The sequence below is a fragment of the Burkholderia sp. M6-3 genome (genome assembly GCF_050858985.1).
Taxonomy (GTDB): domain Bacteria; phylum Pseudomonadota; class Gammaproteobacteria; order Burkholderiales; family Burkholderiaceae; genus Paraburkholderia; species Paraburkholderia caledonica.
This window is the reverse complement of record NZ_CP110090.1, coordinates 2,837,837-2,856,130: the sequence shown is the minus strand read 5'-3', so window position 1 is coordinate 2,856,130 and position 18,294 is coordinate 2,837,837. Positions and strand designations below refer to the sequence as shown.

General features: G+C 61.8%; 13 protein-coding genes and 3 tRNA genes. 11 read left to right on the top strand and 5 right to left on the bottom strand.

Annotated features, from left to right (window positions below; all coding sequences use genetic code 11):
* Positions 1 to 200 precede the first annotated feature (200 nt).
* Positions 201 to 1,439: an elongation factor P maturation arginine rhamnosyltransferase EarP gene (gene earP, locus OH764_RS12220; protein WP_498846978.1), complete on the bottom strand. Its 1,239-nt coding sequence runs from the start codon at positions 1,437 to 1,439 to the stop codon at positions 201 to 203.
* 1,187 nt (positions 1,440 to 2,626) lie between these two features.
* Between earP and ltrA the strand changes: the two genes are divergently transcribed.
* From ltrA to OH764_RS12175, 9 genes are all read left to right on the top strand, one after another.
* Positions 2,627 to 4,327: a group II intron reverse transcriptase/maturase gene (ltrA, locus tag OH764_RS12215; protein WP_440784312.1), complete on the top strand. Its 1,701-nt coding sequence runs from the start codon at positions 2,627 to 2,629 to the stop codon at positions 4,325 to 4,327.
* Between the two features lie 209 nt (positions 4,328 to 4,536).
* Entirely contained in the window at positions 4,537 to 6,756 is a 2,220-nt protein-coding gene (gene uvrC / locus OH764_RS12210) for an excinuclease ABC subunit UvrC (protein ID WP_498846977.1), read from the top strand.
* A gap of 243 nt (positions 6,757 to 6,999) precedes the next feature.
* A complete protein-coding gene (gene pgsA, locus OH764_RS12205; protein ID WP_498848812.1) occupies positions 7,000 to 7,590 on the top strand; it encodes a CDP-alcohol phosphatidyltransferase class-I family protein in 591 nt (196 codons plus the stop codon).
* A 207-nt stretch (positions 7,591 to 7,797) separates the two neighbouring features.
* Positions 7,798 to 7,873, top strand: a tRNA-Gly gene (locus tag OH764_RS12200).
* 68 nt (positions 7,874 to 7,941) lie between these two features.
* Positions 7,942 to 8,017 (top strand) — tRNA-Gly (locus tag OH764_RS12195).
* Positions 8,018 to 8,115: 98 nt separating this feature from the next.
* Positions 8,116 to 8,189: transfer RNA gene (locus OH764_RS12190), tRNA-Cys, on the top strand.
* A 148-nt stretch (positions 8,190 to 8,337) separates the two neighbouring features.
* Positions 8,338 to 9,096, top strand: coding sequence for a TraB/GumN family protein (locus OH764_RS12185; RefSeq protein ID WP_498846976.1), 759 nt, complete (start codon positions 8,338 to 8,340; stop codon positions 9,094 to 9,096).
* Positions 9,097 to 9,229: 133 nt separating this feature from the next.
* Positions 9,230 to 10,210 carry a sensor domain-containing diguanylate cyclase gene (locus OH764_RS12180; protein ID WP_498846975.1) on the top strand — a complete coding sequence of 327 codons (981 nt, stop codon included), beginning with the start codon at positions 9,230 to 9,232 and terminating at the stop codon, positions 10,208 to 10,210.
* An 88-nt stretch (positions 10,211 to 10,298) separates the two neighbouring features.
* Positions 10,299 to 10,811, top strand: coding sequence for a GNAT family N-acetyltransferase (locus OH764_RS12175; RefSeq protein WP_498846974.1), 513 nt, complete (start codon positions 10,299 to 10,301; stop codon positions 10,809 to 10,811).
* Between the two features lie 77 nt (positions 10,812 to 10,888).
* Here the strand turns inward: OH764_RS12175 and OH764_RS12170 are convergent, their stop codons facing one another.
* The 3 genes from OH764_RS12170 to OH764_RS12160 are packed head-to-tail and all read right to left on the bottom strand — an operon-like array spanning position 10,889 to position 12,863.
* The gene (locus OH764_RS12170) at positions 10,889 to 11,785 is read right to left on the bottom strand and encodes a cytochrome c oxidase assembly protein (RefSeq protein ID WP_498846973.1); all 897 of its coding nucleotides are present in this window, start codon (positions 11,783 to 11,785) and stop codon (positions 10,889 to 10,891) included.
* Between the two features lie 38 nt (positions 11,786 to 11,823).
* Positions 11,824 to 12,297: a copper chaperone PCu(A)C gene (locus OH764_RS12165; protein WP_498846972.1), complete on the bottom strand. Its 474-nt coding sequence runs from the start codon at positions 12,295 to 12,297 to the stop codon at positions 11,824 to 11,826.
* 8 nt (positions 12,298 to 12,305) lie between these two features.
* The gene (locus OH764_RS12160; RefSeq protein WP_498848811.1) at positions 12,306 to 12,863 is read right to left on the bottom strand and encodes an SCO family protein; all 558 of its coding nucleotides are present in this window, start codon (positions 12,861 to 12,863) and stop codon (positions 12,306 to 12,308) included.
* 506 nt (positions 12,864 to 13,369) lie between these two features.
* Here OH764_RS12160 and otsB point away from each other — a divergent pair.
* Positions 13,370 to 14,119, top strand: a complete 750-nt coding sequence (gene otsB / locus OH764_RS12155) for a trehalose-phosphatase (protein WP_498846971.1) — start codon at positions 13,370 to 13,372, stop codon at positions 14,117 to 14,119.
* A gap of 82 nt (positions 14,120 to 14,201) precedes the next feature.
* Positions 14,202 to 15,662, top strand: coding sequence for an alpha,alpha-trehalose-phosphate synthase (UDP-forming) (otsA, locus tag OH764_RS12150; RefSeq protein WP_498846970.1), 1,461 nt, complete (start codon positions 14,202 to 14,204; stop codon positions 15,660 to 15,662).
* Between the two features lie 96 nt (positions 15,663 to 15,758).
* Here otsA and OH764_RS12145 read toward each other — a convergent pair whose 3' ends face one another.
* Positions 15,759 to 17,630, bottom strand: coding sequence for an ABC transporter ATP-binding protein (locus OH764_RS12145; RefSeq protein WP_179214139.1), 1,872 nt, complete (start codon positions 17,628 to 17,630; stop codon positions 15,759 to 15,761).
* Between the last annotated feature and the right edge of the window lie 664 nt (positions 17,631 to 18,294).

The following is an 18,294-nucleotide window of genomic DNA, read 5'->3' as shown; positions in this document are numbered from 1 at the left end:
GGCGCCGGTCGGCAGCGTGTTTCCTGAAGTGCGCTTCTGCCCACCGTTTCTCCACCGAGTGCATGCGGCTTGCGCGAAGCGTCGCGTTGCATCTTTGGATGCCGGGGGATCGGCTAAAAGCCGGACACTAAAGCCAACTGAATCCAGGATTTTTTGCTGCGATCGGGCCGCGCTTGCGTCGTCGGCCGTTGGATAACCGCTTATTTTAACTGACTTTTTGTGAACAAGGCCAGATTTCCAGCGAGGTCGCCGACTCGCGCGAGTTCGCCGGCCCATTCGACGGCGCGTCGCTGCAGCGCCGGGTAGTGGTCGCGCAGCGTTGCCCAGTCCGGGTCGCCGACGCCGTTCCAGGCATGCCAGAAGCGCGCTAGCGCGGCGCGGGCATCGACGGGAAGCGTGCGGCCGTAGTGTTCAAGCGCGGCGTCGAGTTTCGGCAGATGCGCGTCGTCCGCTTGCGGGTAGATGTGCCAGACGAAGGGCTTGGCGGCCCACTGCGCGCGCACAAACGAGTCCTCGCCGCGCACGAAATTGATGTCACTGGCCCAGAGCAGCGCGTCGTAGCCGGATTGTTCGGTGAACGCGAGGCCATGTGCGCTCAATCCGCCGCGCTCCGCACGACTGCCGGCGGTGAACGCCGGCATTCCGAAAAAGCGCGCGACCGCGCCGGAGATGCGGCCCTCGGGCACAAGCAGCACCACAGGTTCGACACTGTCGCGCCATTGCTCGAGCAGGTTGTCGACTGCCGGGTTCTCATAGGCGAAGAGCGAAACGACAGTCGCCCCGACAGGCGGCGCGCGTCCCACGGCCTGCAGCCACCACGCTTCTCGTGCCGCGGGCGACGCCTCGAACGCCGCGCGTGCGGCATCCAGATTCCGCTCCTTCAGCACGCCGCCCGTGCCCGGCCCGAGACCGGGAAAGAAGAACGTCTTGACGAGCGGATAGCGTGGATGCGGTGACGGTCGCAGGTGAAAGTCCGCGACCCAGTCCTCGGCGCTCAGATATTCGAGGTTGATCCACACAGGCGGGCGCTTGCGCTGCGCCATCGCAGCCACGTAGATGGGCGGCAGTTCGCAGGCGAACGCCTCGATCACCACGTCGGCCACTTCGAGCGTGTCGCCGGCATGCGTCGGCGCGTGCCAGTGTTCGACGACGATCCCGTCGATGGTCTGCCGTGCACGATCGAGCGCGAGCGACGGACACAGTTTCTGGAACGCATGCAGATCGTCGACGAAGACTCGCACTTGCCACCCGTGCTCGCTCGCGAGCTGACGCGCGAGGCGCCAGCACACGCCGATGTCGCCGAAATTGTCGATTACCGCGCAGAAAATATCGCACGCGATCGCTGCGGACGGTTCGTGAGGCGCAGCGGCGGCTGGATCGGCGGCTGGGTCGGCGGTTGGGCCGACGGCTGGGTCGGATGGCGGCGCGGTGGAGGGCATCGGCGGGCTCGGGCGGACGCGGAATGTTCTAAACTGGCGATTCTAGTGCGACACGCACGCTCGTGTCCGGGTAGCCCCAACGTAAGGGGCATCGACTAGCGGCAAAGGAGGCGTCTGTATGAGCCTAACCAGTCGCGAAGATATCACGCGGAGCATCGGGAAGGGGCGCGAGTCCCTCGACGCAACTGCTCGGAAGTGGGGTATCTCTTGTAGCGAAGCGAGAGCCGGTAGAGGTTTGCCGGGTCTCGTCCATACGAGTCTCGGTGAAGCACATCCTCCGAGAGCTCGCATTGCATTGACCTGATTACCGTCAGGTCCCGCCCAGTCAGCGGCTTCATCTCCGCCGACTGGGCGGAGTGATGTATGCAATTCCTGCGCCGTCATCGGCAACGGATTCGCGAACCGATACGAGCGAAAAGCTCGGCGTGTCATTGTTTGGCCTCGTCAGTTGCACGGCGAGGATAGTGAACCTGCTGTACGACCAGCAGTAGCCTAGGAAGACATGCGTCACTGGCAACGGTGGGGTGTGAAGCTCTTCTGACAATGTAGCCCCCGGATGTTTCGGGCAGGCCATTCCCGTGAGGGATTGGTCTGGACACTCCTAGCAGCAATGGGGTCGAGGAGCTAGGCTGGCTGATAGGGTTAACGTATGTGAACTGCTGATAAACCTCGTTACCAGTGAGGAGCCAAAGCTGCTTGAACATCGGGCTCTAACCAAAAAGGTACGTGGCTGGTTAGCCCACTTAGAATTTGGGCTACGTCGTTGTCAAGCCACCGGGGGATAGGCGGAACCTACGTCAGTCGTGTGACACGCCGGGAACGTGGTAAGCCTGTATGGTTGCCAGCCGTCGTTTGGCTGGCAGGCGAACCGCAAGGGACGCTGTTGATTGTGCAGGTATGGGAGGACGGAAAAAGCGAATGTCGGGCTGTAATGGCCCGGATAGGAGTTGAGACATTACTCCACGCGAAAGCGGGCAGACTTCCGTCTGGTCTACCGTCGCAGGGCGGCTGACTACCCTCTGTAACTTGGTTAGGTGCGAACGCATGCGCTCGTACTGAGGTGTTTGTCCGAGATGGGGGCGCATGCGCTCCTATTGAGGTGTCTGTTGTTCCCCAGAGGGGTGTGTCTGCCCCTCTGGGGGAGATGCGCCTTCTACCTGGGGACTTTTTCCAAGTAGGAGAGCAGCATGAAAGTATCTGGTCGAGAGACCGGGTCTGCGCTTTCCCATGCGCCAGACAACTGGAACGCTGTCGATTGGCGTCGGGTTGAACGGAACGTGAGAGGGATGCAGATTCGAATTGCGAAGGCGACGCGGGAAAGTGACTGGCGCAGGGTGAAAGCTCTGCAACGGATGCTGACTCGCACGTTGTCTGCGAAGCTGTATGCGGTACGACGTGTTACGCAAAACCAGGGTGCGCGAACGGCGGGAGTCGATCGCGAACTGTGGGACTCGCCTGAAAGCCGGTGGGAGGCCATCGGTGGGTTGAAGCGGCGCGGGTACAAGCCTCTGCCATTACGGAGAGTCTTTATCCCCAAGGCCAATGGAAAGGAGCGCCCGCTGGGCATCCCGACCATGCGGGACAGGGCGATGCAAGCTCTGTATCTGCTGGCGTTGGAGCCGGTGTCGGAATCGACGAGCGACCCGAACTCTTATGGGTTCAGGATAAACCGTTCGACGGCTGATGCTATGGGTCAGGTACGTGCTTGCACGTCCCGGAAGGATTCGTCCCGATGGGTACTGGAAGCGGATATCAAAGGCTGCTTTGACCACATCAACCACGACTGGCTGGAAAACCATGTCCCCATGGACAGGGAAATTCTCCGGAAGTGGTTGAAGGCTGGCCTGATTTACAAGGGTCAGCTACAGGCGACTGAGGCCGGTACGCCGCAGGGAGGGATCATCTCCCCGACACTGGCGAATGTGACGCTGAACGGGCTGGAGCGTGAACTGGTTGCGCACCTCGGTGCGAAATTCGGGATCGTCAAGGCTAAGAAGTTGAAGGTCAATGTGGTGCGATACGCGGATGACTTCGTGATTACCGGCGACTCGCGAGAGATACTGGAAAGCGTGGTCAGGCCTTGGGTGGAAGCGTTCCTCGCTGTTCGAGGCTTGCAACTGTCTGAGGTAAAAACGCGCGTCACTCACATTGATGACGGCTTCGATTTCCTTGGGTGGAATTTCCGAAAATACTCGGGAAAACTGCTCATCAAACCGAGCAAGAAGAACGCGCAAGCGTTCTATCGCAAGGTGGCGGAAACGATCAGCGGCAACAAGACGGCAAAGCAGGGGGATCTAATCCAACTGCTGAACCCGATGTTGCGCGGATGGGCGCAGTATCACCGTCCGGTCTCAGCCAAGCAGACGTACAGCCGCTTGGAGCATCTGATTTTTCGGAAGCTCTGGCGGTGGTCGAAGCGGAGGCACCCGCAAAAGAGCGCTGTGTGGGTGAAGCAGAAGTACTTTCACTCTATCGGTGCCCGGCACTGGGTGTTTGCGGTTCGTACGGAACGCGAAGACGGCAGTTGGGGGCTGAATGAGCTATACCAGCTTAGTGGTATGGCTATCAAACGGCACACGAGGATCAAGGGCGAGTTCAACCCTTTTGATCCGACATGGGAGCAATATGGCGAAACCTTGCGGCAGGGGCGCATGTGGGAACAAATGCGCTACCGAAAGCAGTGGGCGACGCTGTATATGTCACAAGGCGGGCTATGCGCGCATTGTGGCTGTGCGCTAACGGACGAAACGGGCTGGCACGACCATCATCTGGAATATCGGATGCATGGTGGTACCGACGCTCTGTCCAACCGGGTGCTGCTCCACCCGCACTGCCACCAGCAAGTGCACGCTGGTAAGCTGGTTGTAACTAAGCCGGTTCTGTCGTAGACAGAACTTTGTTTGTAGATTTGAGCCGTATGCGGGGAAACTCGCACGTACGGTTCTCGGGGGGCCCGGCTTTCGCAAGAAAGTCGGGCTACCCGACAAGCACCCGTTCGATCTCCTCGCGCCGGACTTCTTTGAGCGCGAAACCGATGCGGCCACACCAGGCCAGACGGGGCCACCGCCCGCGAGACAGTTCCATCAGCCGATCCTGCATGACCGAACCCGAAGCAAACATCGCTTTCGAGCCGAAAAAAGTGCTCGCCCAGTTGCCGCATCTGCCCGGCGTCTATCGCTATTACGACACGCACGGCGCGGTGCTGTACGTCGGCAAGGCGCGCGATCTCAAGAAGCGTGTTTCGAGCTATTTCACGAAGACGCAGCTGTCGCCACGCATTGCGATGATGGTGACGCGCATTGCGCGCATCGAGACGACCGTGACGCGCTCCGAGGCAGAAGCGCTGTTGCTGGAAAACAATCTGATCAAGGCGCTCGCGCCGCGTTACAACATTCTGTTTCGGGACGACAAGTCGTATCCGTACCTGAAGCTGACCGGCCACAAGTTTCCGCGCATGGCCTATTACCGCGGCTCGGTGGATCGCAAGAACCAGTACTTTGGTCCGTTTCCGAGCGCGTGGGCGGTGCGCGAGAGCATTCAGATCCTGCAGCGTGTATTCCAGTTGCGCACGTGCGAAGACTCCGTGTTCAACAACCGCACGCGGCCGTGCCTGCTACATCAGATCGGCCGTTGCACGGCACCGTGCGTTGGCAACATCGGCGAAGAGGACTACGCGCGCGACGTCGCGAATGCGTCGCGCTTTCTGCTCGGCCGTCAGGGCGAAGTGATGAAGGAACTCGAGCAGAAGATGCATGCGTTCGCGAGCGAGCTGAAGTTCGAGCAGGCTGCGGCCGTGCGCAATCAGATGAGTTCGCTGTCGACGGTGCTGCATCAGCAGGCTATTGAGGTCGGTAGCGATAGCGATGTCGATATTCTCGCGGTGGTCGCCCTCGGCGGCCGCGTCTGCGTGAATCTCGCTATGGTGCGCGGCGGCCGGCACCTCGGCGACAAGGCGTATTTCCCCGCGCACGTTGAAAGTGCGTTGACGGCGGAAGAGGGTGGTCTCGAAGAGGAAGGCGACGACGACGTTTTGGTCGACGTCGCCTCGGATGCAGGCTCGGTCTCTGCGGAAAACGCGCACAGCAATGTAAGCGGCGACAAACTATCGTCGGACACCGCGGATGCGCTTGCAATCGCGCAGGAACTGCCGCCGGAAGATGACGACGACCTCGCTGACGACGCAAGTGACGCGGGCGACGCAGGCGCGCTGGATGCCAACCCCGATTCAAGTTCGGAACCGGCGAAGCCGCGCAAGAACAGCGCGTCGGGCAGCATCGAATCGGAAGTGCTCGAGGCGTTCATCGCGCAGCATTATCTCGGCAATCGCGTACCGCCCGTGCTGGTGGTCAGCCACGCGCCGGCTACGCGAGAACTCGTCGACGTGCTGATCGAGCAGGCCGGCCACAAGGTCACCGTGCTGCGTCAGCCGCAAGGGCAACGACGCGCGTGGCTCGCGATGGCCGAGCAGAACGCGCGGCTCGCGCTCGCACGACTGTTGTCCGAGCAAGGCTCGCAACAGGCGCGCACCCGCGCGCTTATCGACACGCTCGGCATGGAGTGCGACGACCTCGCGCATGTGCGCATCGAATGTTTCGACATCAGCCACACCATGGGCGAGGCGACGCAGGCTTCGTGCGTCGTGTATCACCATCACAAGATGCAGTCATCGGAATATCGCCGCTACAACATTACCGGCATCACGCCCGGCGACGACTACGCGGCGATGCGCCAGGTGCTCACGCGCCGCTACGAGAAAATGGTCGCGCAGGCCGCCGCGAATGCCGCCGACGAGGCCGCCGATCTGCAAAGCGATGCGGCGGTGGATCCGTCGCTCACGCCCGAGGCCGCTGAACCGGTCGCGTCGGGAGGTATCTTGCCCACCATCGTGTTGATCGACGGCGGCAAGGGTCAGGTGGAAATCGCGCGGCAGGTGTTCACCGAGCTTGGGCTCGATACGGGCATGCTCGTCGGCGTCGCGAAAGGCGAGGGGCGCAAGGTCGGCCTCGAAACCCTGATTTTCGCCGACGGCCGCACGCCGCTCGAACTCGGCAAGGAAAGCGCGGCGTTAATGCTGGTCGCGCAGATCCGCGACGAAGCGCACCGTTTTGCGATCACCGGCATGCGCGCGAAACGCGGCAAGACGCGTCAGACATCGCGGCTCGAGGAACTCGAAGGCGTGGGCGCGAAACGGCGTCAGCGGCTGCTGGCGCGCTTCGGCGGGCTGCGCGGCGTGGTCGCGGCAAGCGTCGAAGATCTTGCGAGCGTCGAAGGAATTTCGCAGGCGCTCGCCGAGCAGATCTACCGGCAATTGCACTGAATCGCGGTGCGCGAGTCACATTGCCTCTAGCTGGACGCGGCGGCAACGCTGCTGCCGCGGTACCTTGGGCGACGAGCCCGATGCGCCTCGCCGGCGTCCGCGCGTGGCCTCGCTCCATGTGCTGGGCTCACGCGAGGTGAGTCGCGCAAGCGGTGCGCGCGTCGCTCTCGGCGCCGCTTTGCTTGTGGCACGCACTGCGACACGGCACAATTGCATCTCTCCCGTCAGACGCTGCGCCTGCCCATGCCGTTCAATTTCCCGATTTTCCTGACCTGGCTGCGGATTGTTCTGATTCCGCTGGTCGTCGGCGTGTTTTATTTGCCCGACATGATGATGAGTCCCCCGCACCGTAATCTCGCGGCGGCGACGATCTTCGTGCTGGCTGCGCTGACCGACTGGTTCGACGGCTACCTGGCCCGCAAATGGAATCAGACGTCGGCGTTCGGCGCGTTTCTCGACCCTGTCGCGGACAAGCTGATGGTGACCGCCGCCTTGCTGGTGCTCGTGCAACTCGCGCGAATCGACTCCGCGATTGCCCTCGTGATCGTTGGACGCGAGATCGCAATCTCGGCGCTGCGCGAATGGATGGCGCAGATCGGCGCGTCGAAGAGCGTGGCCGTGAATTCGCTTGGTAAATTCAAGACCGTTTGCCAGATGGTGGCTATTCCGATGCTGCTGTTCAACGGTCCGTTGTCCTTCGGCGGCGTGGCGATCGACACACGAACGTGGGGCTTGTGGCTCATCTATCTCGCGGCATTCCTGACGATCTGGTCCATGCTGTATTACATGAAGCTCGCATGGCCGCAAATTCGCGAGCGCAGCGGGGCTGCCTGAGCGCCGTGCGCGCTCGCATTGAAGGCGATTCGCGGGAACGTCATGAGTGAAATCTGTTCAGTTAAAGAGATTGGCAAAAGGGGTTGACACGTTTCGGTCGTTTCTCCATAATCTCGTTTCTCCGATGCACGCAGTTCGAAACGTCGGTTGCAGTAGAAGGAAGAAGGGCGCAGTAGGGCCTTTTAAGCAGCACAAAAGCAGCAATACGCGGGAGTAGCTCAGTTGGTAGAGCGCAACCTTGCCAAGGTTGAGGTCGCGAGTTCGAGCCTCGTCTCCCGCTCCAGATTTTTGAAGCAGCGCGTTGGTCGGTAATGTAGTTGAGAAGTGCAAGGCGTTGCGAAGCAGTGCAATGCGGGAGTAGCTCAGTTGGTAGAGCGCAACCTTGCCAAGGTTGAGGTCGCGAGTTCGAGCCTCGTCTCCCGCTCCATACATCAGGGGAAGCAACGCTTCCCTTTTTGTTTGGTGGACTGATGGTTGTCCACGAGACAAATCAGCGAATCTGCAGCTAGATTCCGATCCGCTTGCGGCGCGATAGCAAAGCGGTTATGCAGCGGCCTGCAAAGCCGTTTAGGCCGGTTCGACTCCGGCTCGCGCCTCCAGTAGTTGAAGTGCAGAAAAGCCCCGCCATGTCGGGGCTTTTCTTTTTTCCGCGTCGACAATCCAGTGCGGGCTCGTGCGTATCGACGTGCTGCGCCGCGCGGACGATATGGCGCACAATGCACGTTTGTTCCTTGTCACACAACGTGCATGTACCTACACAGCACCGGCACGAATGTGCGCCTCCTTGGCTCCATGCATCTCTTTCCCGCATCGAGCCGCAGAACGCCACCGTGGATCGAGCAAGCATATGACTGGGCCGAGGCGCTCGTTTTCGAATCCGACGCGCCGACAATTCTGCCCTTCCTCACAGCCGATTCGCAGCGTGGCGCGCAAAGCCTCGCGTCTTTCCTTTCCGTCGACACCTGGACTCGTCTGCAAGCGGCTTGGCCCGCTCACGGGCCGCTCACGCCGCTCACCGGTTTGCGTCCATGGGCCGCGCTGATCATTGCGCCTACGTTGTTTCAGCAACTCGTCGAGGGTGTCGAGCCGCGCATGCTGCGCTGGGCGACAGGCGAGGGCAAAGCCTATGAGTTCCTGGAGACAGCGCAGGAAGTCGCTGGCGCGCTCGAATCGATTCCGCTCGATGCAGTTGCCGCGGCACTCGAGTTGCTCATGGCCGACATCAGCGAGCCGCAGCGCACGCTCGAGCGCATGCATGAAGCGTGGCTCGATGGAGATCTGACAGCCGTGCACCGCATCGCCGTCGAGTCATCCATGTTCAATCTGCCCGATATCCGACGCACGATTCTGGACGGGCGCAATCACATGTGGGCGGCGCGCATAAACGATTTACTCGCCCGACCTGAACGAACTCTGGTCGTAGTCGGCGCGCTTCATCTATGTGGACCGGGTAACCTCGTCGAACGTCTCGCACGATCCGTCGAGCCGGTGTTTGCCGGCGAGTAGCAGCGGCGCTATGGGGAATTTGTCCGCACGCGTAAAATCGCAGATTGAGAAGCCTCGAATCACTCAGAAAAATCACTCAGGAATCACCCGATCACTACTCGCTGTTTCACGCGATGGTTTCAGAGGACACCCCATGCATCTGCCACCCGTTCCTGGCAATGAAAGCACGCGTCTGGAGACGTTACGCGCGCTGAATATTCTCGATACTTCGCCCGAAGAGCGCTTCGACCGCCTGACGCGACTCGCGAAGCGTCTGTTCGGTGTGCCGATCGCGCTGGTAAGCCTCGTGGATGCAGACCGGCAATGGTTCAAGTCGTGCGTGGGCCTGTCGGCGAGCGAGACGTCGCGTAACGTCTCGTTCTGCGCGCATGCAATCGTGTCGGACGAGATACTCACGGTGCCCGACACGCTGGCCGACGACCGCTTCCACGACAATCCGCTCGTGACCGAAGCGCCCAATATCCGCTTCTATGCCGGTTGTCCTTTGACAGTGCCCAACGGCAGCAAACTGGGCACGTTGTGTCTGATCGACGTCAAGCCACGGGAACTCGACGAAGAAGAGCGCGAACTACTGCGCGATCTGGCGCGTATGGCCGAACAGGAACTGGCGGCCGTGCAGCTCGCCACGCTGGACGACCTCACGCTGCTGTCCAACCGGCGTGGATTCTCCGCGCTCGCCCAACATGCGCTCAATGTCTGCAAGCGCCTGAACAAGCCGGCGTCGCTGCTGTTTTTCGATCTCAACGATTTCAAACAGATCAACGACACGTTCGGTCACGCCGAGGGCGATCGTGCACTAAAGACTTTCGCCGACGTGCTGCGCACCGCGCTGCGCGAAAGCGATGTGATCGGGCGGCTCGGCGGCGATGAGTTCGTCGCGTTGCTCAGCGACGCGGACGAGGTCGCCACGCGCGACGTGACGGAGCGTCTTACGCACTTGCTCGACGAGCGCAATGCGCAGGATCAGCGCGGCTATCGGATTCGCTTTAGCGTTGGGCAGATTCAGTACGACGCCGGGCGGCACGGTTCCATCGCCGAATTGCTCACCGCGGCCGACGCCGCGATGTACAGCCACAAGCAGGCGTCGAAAGTGCGCGCCGCGCGAGGCGCGTAAGCAATTGATTATTCCGGTGCCGCGACGCGCGGCATCATTGTCCATTCGCCGCCGTCGGTGACGGCGCGCTTCATCCCCAAAGCCTGTCATGACCGAACCGCAACACACCGCTGCCGCGAGGCTCGCGCAACTCGAATGGCGCTGGAAGGCGTTCGATGAACTCACGAGCGCCGAGGTCTACGCGATGCTCGCCGCGCGCAGCGCTGTCTTCGTGATCGAACAGAACTGCCTGTATGGCGATATCGACGGTCTCGATCTCGAGGCCTGGCATCTGCTCGCGTTCGGCGCAACGGAAGATGCAACCGCGGGCGCAGCGCGACCGCCGCTCGCCGGCTATTTGCGCGTGCTTCTACCCGACGCCGACGACGGCGATATTCGGATCGGCCGCGTACTGACTACCGCGGAATTCCGCGGCATCGGTCTCGGCAATGCGATGCTCGACCGCGCGATCGCGAATATCCGCACGCAGTGGCCTGGCACGCCGATCCGCTTGCACGCGCAGGCACATCTGCAAGGCTTCTACGGCGCTTTTGGGTTTGCGCCGGTGTCCGAGATTCACGAAGAGGACGGCATTCCCCACGTGTGGATGCGTTCGGTCTGAGCGTGCATCGGCGTGCCTGGGTGATCGCCGGGCATCAGCGCGAGGCCGGCGAGGCGTTAGCGGATATCGGCGAGACGTCAGCGGTGAACGCCGACAGTCGATGAAGCCGTGTTCGCGACATCGGCTTTTGTGGGGCTTGCCGGCATCACACGCCGTTCGCCGCGCACGCGTCCGCGCGCGGAGAGGCGCATCCAGTGACGCAACGCGACGAGCGCGCCGATCACGCTCATCATCGAACCTGGGATCCACAGAAGCAGGCCGCCGATCTGTTGATCGCGCATCGGGCTCAGCCAGGTGAACGCGCGCCCGCAGATCGAATAGATCGGATACAGCTCACGCGGCGAAAAGAAGATGAACGCGCCGAGGATGATCTGCGGCGGGATCGCAGCGATCACCACCAGCACGCGCTTGCCCGGCGACAAGCGCGCCGGCGGCGCGGGACGTGGATCGAGCACGAGCCACCAGAACAGCAGGCCGTCGACCACCATGCTCCAGTTCATTACGCGATAAAGCCGCCAGTCGAGCATCGCGACGAAATGGACCGGCGACATCAGCCAGAAGTAAATCAGGCCGACGAACAATGTCACCGCGACGACCGGATGCATGACGACGTCGAGCAGCTTTCGTACGAACGGCAGCGCGAGCGCGGGCCGCACGAAGCGCTGTCGCCAGCGGAACGGAATGCCAGCGCGCAATGCCGCGCCCGGATAAGACAGCGCGATAAAGAAAGGCCCGAGATGATGCAGCACGAGGTGCTGCGCGCGATGCATGAAAAACTCATGCTCGAAGAAATAATCGAGCCGCGTGTGCAACGCGACGTATAACGCCACCAGCCCGAACCAGAAGGAAACGCGGCGCGCGACCGACACCTTTGCCTTGCTCGCGCCGCGCACGAACAGGATTGCGGGCAGCAGCAGAGCGATGACGACCGTCGGTGAGAATTCCCAGGGATCGAGCCAGTAGAGCAGGTTCATTGCCGCGGATTGCCGTGAAATGCCGTGAGTTGCCGTGCTTACTTGGTCTGCGCGGGCGACTTCACCGCGAACGGTGTATCGAGCGTTGCGCCGTCCGAAAACTTCAGCATCAGATGTACCGTGTCGCCCGGCGCGATCTTGTGCTTCGCGCCTTCGAGCATCACGTGATAGCCGCCCGGTGCGATTGCAACCTGCCCGTGCGCGGGCACCGTCAGCTTGTCGACCATCACCATTTTCTGCGACGAACCGTTTGAGACTGTCTGATGCAGCATCGCGTCGCCGTAGTCGGCGCTCGAAATATCGACGAGGTCCACGGGCTTGTCCCCTGAGTTCACGAGCGTCACATAACCGGCGGCCGGCAGGTTGTTCGGCAGCCAGCGGACCCACGCATTCTGTGCGGTGATCGGCTGCGCGCCGACGGCGTGGGCACTCGCCGCGAAAGCAAACGAAAGGGCAAAGGCGCCGGCCACGGCGGAGAGCGTACGCATTCTGGACGTTGAGATCTGTGTCATGGATTGAGTCAGGAGCGTTGATCGACGATGCGGCGCAGATCCTGCGCGATCGCATCTGGAGTGTCGTGGTCGGTGGCGAGCAGGCGTGCGCGGCCTTGCGCGTCGAACACGTAGACGGCGGAACTATGAGTGACTTCGTAATTGCCGTTCGGGTCGCGCTTTTCCATCTGATACGCAACCCTGTAGCGCTTGGCGAGCGATTCGATCTGCCAGTCGCTGCCCGTCAGTCCCTCGGCATGCTTCGAATCGAATGCGCCGACGTAATCGTGCAGAGCTTGCGGCGTGTCGCGCGCCGGATCGACGGTGATGAACAGGATGCGCACCTTCTGCGCGTCGGGGCCAAGCTTTTCTAGCACCTGCATCAGCCGCCCCATGGTTTCGGGACAGACGTCCGGGCAATGCGTGTAGCCGAAATAGACGAGCGAGGCGCGCCCCTTGAACGAATCGCTGCTGACGGGACGCCCGTCGTCGCCTGTCAGCGTGAAGTCGAGGTCGGGCAAATGTCCCGTCACGTTCGTCAGATGCCACGGCTCCGCGCGACTCGTGCAGCCGGCAAGCGCGATCATGGCGAGGAGCGCGCCGGTCCTGATCGTCGAGCGGAACCGGCGCGCGCGGCTCTCGCGAGGCCGCGAGCCCGGGCGCGCTTGCAAGCGTTGCAGTGAGATGTTCGGGAACAAAGCAGGTATCAATGACTCGATTGAAGAGCGGGGCATTGCGCACGCTTTCGAGTGCGCGCGCCCAAACTTGTGCCGGCGAACGGGCGCGATAGTGGACGAAAATCGTCGTAACGCCAAAGTCCCGTTTGGCTGCGACTGTATCGCAAAATGACGGAAGGCGTCGCTCATGGCCCACGGGCAGAGCGTTTGCGAGGCAATATGACGCACATGGCTGAAAGCCCGTTGAAGCCCGATCGTTTCCGTTTTGAACGCAATGCCAGCGAACCGGGGGCGACCTCGCTGCCGTGCTGCTCCGTTTGGCTTGCGGCCCGGCTCTCTTTCTCGAAAAATTGATGGATGCGCGGTAAGATGCGCACACTTTTCCGGCTGCGAAAGGCCGAAAGGCAAAATACCCGATGCAACCACTTCCGGCTTTCCTGTCTCGTGGCGAGACCGCATTTTTCTTCGATTTCGACGGCACGCTCGTCGAACTCGCGCCCACGCCGGACGGCGTGCAGGTGCAACCTCGCGTCATCGAGCTACTCGCCGAACTGCGACGCTTGACCAATGGAGCGGTCGCTGTGGTGTCCGGGCGCGGCATCGACAGTATCGACGCTTTTCTCGGCATGCCCGATCTGCCGATTGCCGGTCTGCATGGCGCCGAGCGGCGCGATGCGAACGGCGATACGCAACGTATCGGCTTTCACGACGAACGCCTTCTGCGTATGGAGCAGGTTCTGGCCGAGGTGGTCAACGCCAACCCTGGCATGCTGCTCGAGATCAAGGGCGCCGCGCTCGCGCTGCACTACCGCAATGCGCCGGATCGCGAGCAGGCGGCGCGCGAGGCGACCGAGCGGCTGGTCGCGGATTATCCGAACTCCTACGTGCTGCAGCCGGGCAAGATGGTCTATGAAATCAAACCGAAGGACGTCGATAAAGGCCGCGCCATGCGCGCGTTCCTCGACGAGCCGCCGTTCGTCGGACGCAAGCCGGTTTTTGCCGGCGACGACCTGACCGACGAGAAGGGCTTCGCCGTCGTCAACGAGCGCGACGGACTGTCGGTCAAGGTCGGCGCGGGCGAGACGATCGCGCAAACGCGCGTCGAATCCGTCTCCGCGCTGCTCGACTGGCTAGAGACGGTCGTTGCGGCGGCGCGTGCAGGATGAGCGACGCGGTATCCGGCGCAGGACGTTTACAACGCACACGACATAGTGCGACAACAAGGCATTACATCGGGGACAGCGTTTCATGAGCCGATTGATTATCGTTTCGAACCGGGTTGCGCCGATCTCGGAGGGCGGTCCGGCGGCGGGCGGTCTGGCGGTCGGCGTGTACGACGCGCTCAAGGAGACCGGCGGCATGTGGTTCGGCTGGAGCGGCGACGTGCTGAGCTCCGGCCAGCCGCAGATCAAGGTCGAAGAGCGCGGCCCGGTGACTTTTGCGACCATCGCGCTGATGCGCCGCGATTACGACCAGTACTATCGCGGCTTCTCGAACGCGACGCTGTGGCCGGCCTTTCACTACCGCGCCGACCTGCTGCAGTATGACCGGCATGACTTCGAGGGATATTGCCGCGTGAACGCGTGGCTTGCGCAGCAACTCGTGCCGCTGCTACGTGAAGACGATGTTATCTGGGTCCACGACTATCACCTGATTCCGTTCGCCGAGGCGCTACGCGCGGCGGGCGTGAAGAATCGCATCGGCTTTTTCCTGCACATTCCGTTTCCGGCTTCGCAGGTTCTGCTGGCTGTGCCGCCACATCGCGAACTGGTACAGGCGTTGTGTTCGTTCGATCTGCTCGGTTTCCAGACCGCCCCTGACCTGCGCGCTTTCTGCGATTACATCGTCAACGAGGCGAACGGCACAGTCGACGCCTCGGCCGCCGGGCCGCTCGCAGTCCATGCGTTTGGCCGCACGTTGCGTGCAGCGGCTTATCCGATTGGCGTGTATCCGGACGAGATCGCCGAACTCGCCAAGGCGGGTGAGCGTGGCAAGCCGGTGCGCACGATGAAGGCTACGCTGCATTCGCGCAAGCTGATCATGAGCGTGGACCGTCTCGATTACTCGAAGGGACTGGTCGAGCGGTTTCGCGCGTTCGAGCGTCTGCTGGAACACGCCACCGCGCAACGCAACAAGGTGTCGTTCCTGCAGATCGCGCCGCCGACCCGCGCCGACATGCACGCCTATCAGGACATCCGTCTGCAGCTGGAAGGGGAGTCGGGCCGCATCAACGGACGTTTCGCGGAACTGGACTGGACGCCGATCCTGTACATCCATAAGCAATACGAACGCTCGGTACTCGCCGCGCTCTTTCGTACCGCCCATGTTGGCTATGTCACGCCGTTGCGCGACGGCATGAATCTGGTCGCCAAAGAGTACGTGTCGGCGCAGGACCCGGAGAATCCGGGCGTGCTTGTTTTGTCACGCTTCGCAGGCGCGGCGCAGGAACTGGACGGTGCGCTGATCGTCAATCCGGTGGATATCGACGGCATGGCCGATGCGCTCGCCAAGGCGCTCGACATGCCGCTCGCGGAGCGTCAGGCGCGTCATCGCGACATGATGGCGCAGTTGCGGGAGAACAATGTCTCAGTCTGGCGCGACAATTTCATGCGTGACTTGCAGAACGCCGGTGGTGCAACCCGCACCAGGAGCGGGCGGGCGCGTACCGCTTCGGGGAAGAAGACCGCGCGCGAGGTTCTCGCGAGCTAGCTACGGTGAGCCGGTTCTAATCGGAAAAACGAAAAAAAGCCGCTTGAAAAAGCGGCTTTTTTTTGACTAGACACGTTTCTGTCTATGGCGCACGGCTCAGATAACGTGCTGTTCGTCGACTTTCTTTCCGCCCACATGGAGGGTAGCGCCCTTGCCGTATTGCTTCGACAGCAGGTCGCGATACAGCCCGGGACGCAGGCGCAACTCTTCGGGACTGCCGTCGTCGATCACCTTGCCGGCGCTCATCACGATAATGCGGTCGAAATTGTTGAGCGTCGACAGGCGGTGAGCAATGGCGATCACCGTGCGGCCTACCATCAGCCGGTCGAGCGCCTTCTGGATCGCTTCTTCGGATGCGCTGTCGAGCGCAGACGTGGCTTCGTCGAGCAGCAGGATCGGCGCATTCTTCAGGATCGCGCGTGCAATGGCGATCCGCTGACGCTGTCCGCCTGACAGCTTCACGCCGCGGTCGCCGACGATCGTATCGAAGCCTTCCGGCATCGCTTCGATGAAGTCGGTGCAGCGGGCCTCGCGCGCCGCAGCCAGCACTTCTTCGCGGCTCGCTTCGGGGCGGCCATACGCGATGTTCTCGTACACCGTGCGATGGAACAGCGAAATGTCTTGCGGCACGAGCGCGATCGCATGGCGGAGGCTGTCCTGCGTGATCGTGTTGATGTCCTGACCGTCGATTTTGATCGAACCGCCTTGCGTTTCGTAGAAGCGCTGCAGCAAGGCGAGCACGGTCGACTTGCCCGCGCCCGACTTGCCGATCAGACCGACTCGCTGGCCCGGCTCGATATGCAGGTCGAAATGGTCGAGGATCGGCCGGCGGCGCGGATAGGCGAACGTCACACTTTCGAAATCGACCCGACCGCCCTGCGGCACGAGCTCGGTCGCGCCGTCGCGGTCCGGCATGCCATGCGGCTCGAGCAAGGTGCGCACGGCTTCCGCGAGACGGGCCACGTGCTGCGTGACGTCCACCAGCGCGACTGCGAGATCGCGCGTGCCGTGCAGAATAGTGAAGCCGAGCGAGCTGACCAGCACGATGTCGCCCGAAGTCGCTTTGCCTTGATCCCACAGCACGAGCGCCCAGCCCAGCAGGCCGGCCGACAGAAGCGCGGTGATCACCGCGTGCAGCAGACGCAGCTTTTCCAGATAAAGCAGGCTTTGCTGACGCGCGTCCATCTCGGCCTTGACCGTCGCACCGAAGCGCTGCTGTTCGCGAAACGTCATGCCGAAGGCGCGCACGAGACCCATGTTGCTGATGACGTCCACGAGTTCGCCGTCGACCGAGGCCGCCTTGGTCGCGAAATGGTGATGGCGCGCCGAGCCGCGGCCGGCAAGCTTGTACAGCACGACCGATAGAATGGCCGAGCACAGCATCAGGCCGCCGGCCATCAGCGGATTCACCGCGATGATCATGAAGATCGCGCCGAGCACGGCGATGCACGGCGGCAGCACGTTCCAGGCGGTGGTGTTTTCGGCGGTGTAGACCGCATTCGACGTCGCGGTGATCCGGCTTGCCAGCATGCCGGGCTGCTTTTCGGAGTAGTAGGTCGGCGAGTGTCCGCTCAGGTACTGGAACAGGTCACGCCGCAAGTCGCCGGTCACGGCGACAAAAGTGTGGGCGGCGACCCAGCCGCCGACGCGCCACAGCAGATTGTCAGCGGCGATCAGCCCGACCAGGATCGCAAAAGCGCCCCACAGCGGCCCCGGATGATGCCGGCCAGCGCCGAGCACATCGATGAGATGTTTGATCGCATATTGCGAAGCGAGCGCACAGCCCACGGCCGCTATCACGCTGCACAGCACGGTCGCATGAGCGAGCGGGTGCCGGCGGATAAAGCGGAAAAGGAACGCAAGGGGCCGGTGCGCATAGCTCGCGAGCTTGGCGTTCTGGGCGTTGCGCTGGGCGATGGTCAAATGTTCCAATTGATCGTGAGGTTGATGAGGTTCGGGGGTGTGCATGCAAAGCGTGGGCCACGCGAAAAGATCCGCGGCGAAGCCAATGCTTCGCATTGTAAACATGCAAAAGCGATTGCGCCCTGCGTAACCGGGCTTTTGGCGCGATAGATGTCGCGATGGACGTCCGCGACCTACTTCTTGCTCGACTCACTGCAGCGGCAGTGGTTCACGCGGTCGGGGAATGTTTTCGAGATATAATTACAAATTGCATTCAGCCGGCACTCTGCATTCTCTTCAACGGGTACCGGCAAGATCGATGCGAGAACTTACAAGAACCCGCAGGCGAACCGGGGGCAGCCGTAGGTGGCGGCCAGTCCCTACTGTAGAACTGTCTTGCAAAACAAGGGTTTGCAAAGTGTATCCCCCTTGTAACAACGTAAAGACTTTGAAATGTTGTGGTGCAGCGTGCGGCTCGGCATCGATAATGCATGCGCTCTTTGCCTTACGCGGAATTTTCTGACAGTTTGTCAACGTCCGTGTTGTTTGTGCGTTTACCGCACAGGCATGAACGGTGATCATCGTTCGGGCTCTCTAACCTGAAGCGATCTATCGCAGGATTTCTCGAAAGAATAAGGCCCGCGCCGGCATGTCCAGCCCGGCTGACCTGGCGAGCAAGCGAGTCGCTTTTACCAAACGCAGTACTTTTGCCGGTTTTTTACGAGGAGTT

Excerpts from the sequence above, each read along its gene's own strand:
- earP (WP_498846978.1), bottom strand. The coding sequence starts at position 1,439 with ATGCCCTCCACCGCGCCGCCATCCGACCCAGCCGTCGGCCCAACCGCC.
- ltrA (WP_440784312.1), top strand. The coding sequence starts at position 2,627 with ATGAAAGTATCTGGTCGAGAGACCGGGTCTGCGCTTTCCCATGCGCCA.
- uvrC (WP_498846977.1), top strand. The coding sequence starts at position 4,537 with ATGACCGAACCCGAAGCAAACATCGCTTTCGAGCCGAAAAAAGTGCTC.
- pgsA (WP_498848812.1), top strand. The coding sequence starts at position 7,000 with ATGCCGTTCAATTTCCCGATTTTCCTGACCTGGCTGCGGATTGTTCTG.
- OH764_RS12185 (WP_498846976.1), top strand. The coding sequence starts at position 8,338 with ATGTACCTACACAGCACCGGCACGAATGTGCGCCTCCTTGGCTCCATG.
- OH764_RS12180 (WP_498846975.1), top strand. The coding sequence starts at position 9,230 with ATGCATCTGCCACCCGTTCCTGGCAATGAAAGCACGCGTCTGGAGACG.
- OH764_RS12175 (WP_498846974.1), top strand. The coding sequence starts at position 10,299 with ATGACCGAACCGCAACACACCGCTGCCGCGAGGCTCGCGCAACTCGAA.
- OH764_RS12170 (WP_498846973.1), bottom strand. The coding sequence starts at position 11,785 with ATGAACCTGCTCTACTGGCTCGATCCCTGGGAATTCTCACCGACGGTC.
- OH764_RS12165 (WP_498846972.1), bottom strand. The coding sequence starts at position 12,297 with ATGACACAGATCTCAACGTCCAGAATGCGTACGCTCTCCGCCGTGGCC.
- OH764_RS12160 (WP_498848811.1), bottom strand. The coding sequence starts at position 12,863 with ATGATCGCGCTTGCCGGCTGCACGAGTCGCGCGGAGCCGTGGCATCTG.
- otsB (WP_498846971.1), top strand. The coding sequence starts at position 13,370 with ATGCAACCACTTCCGGCTTTCCTGTCTCGTGGCGAGACCGCATTTTTC.
- otsA (WP_498846970.1), top strand. The coding sequence starts at position 14,202 with ATGAGCCGATTGATTATCGTTTCGAACCGGGTTGCGCCGATCTCGGAG.
- OH764_RS12145 (WP_179214139.1), bottom strand. The coding sequence starts at position 17,630 with ATGCACACCCCCGAACCTCATCAACCTCACGATCAATTGGAACATTTG.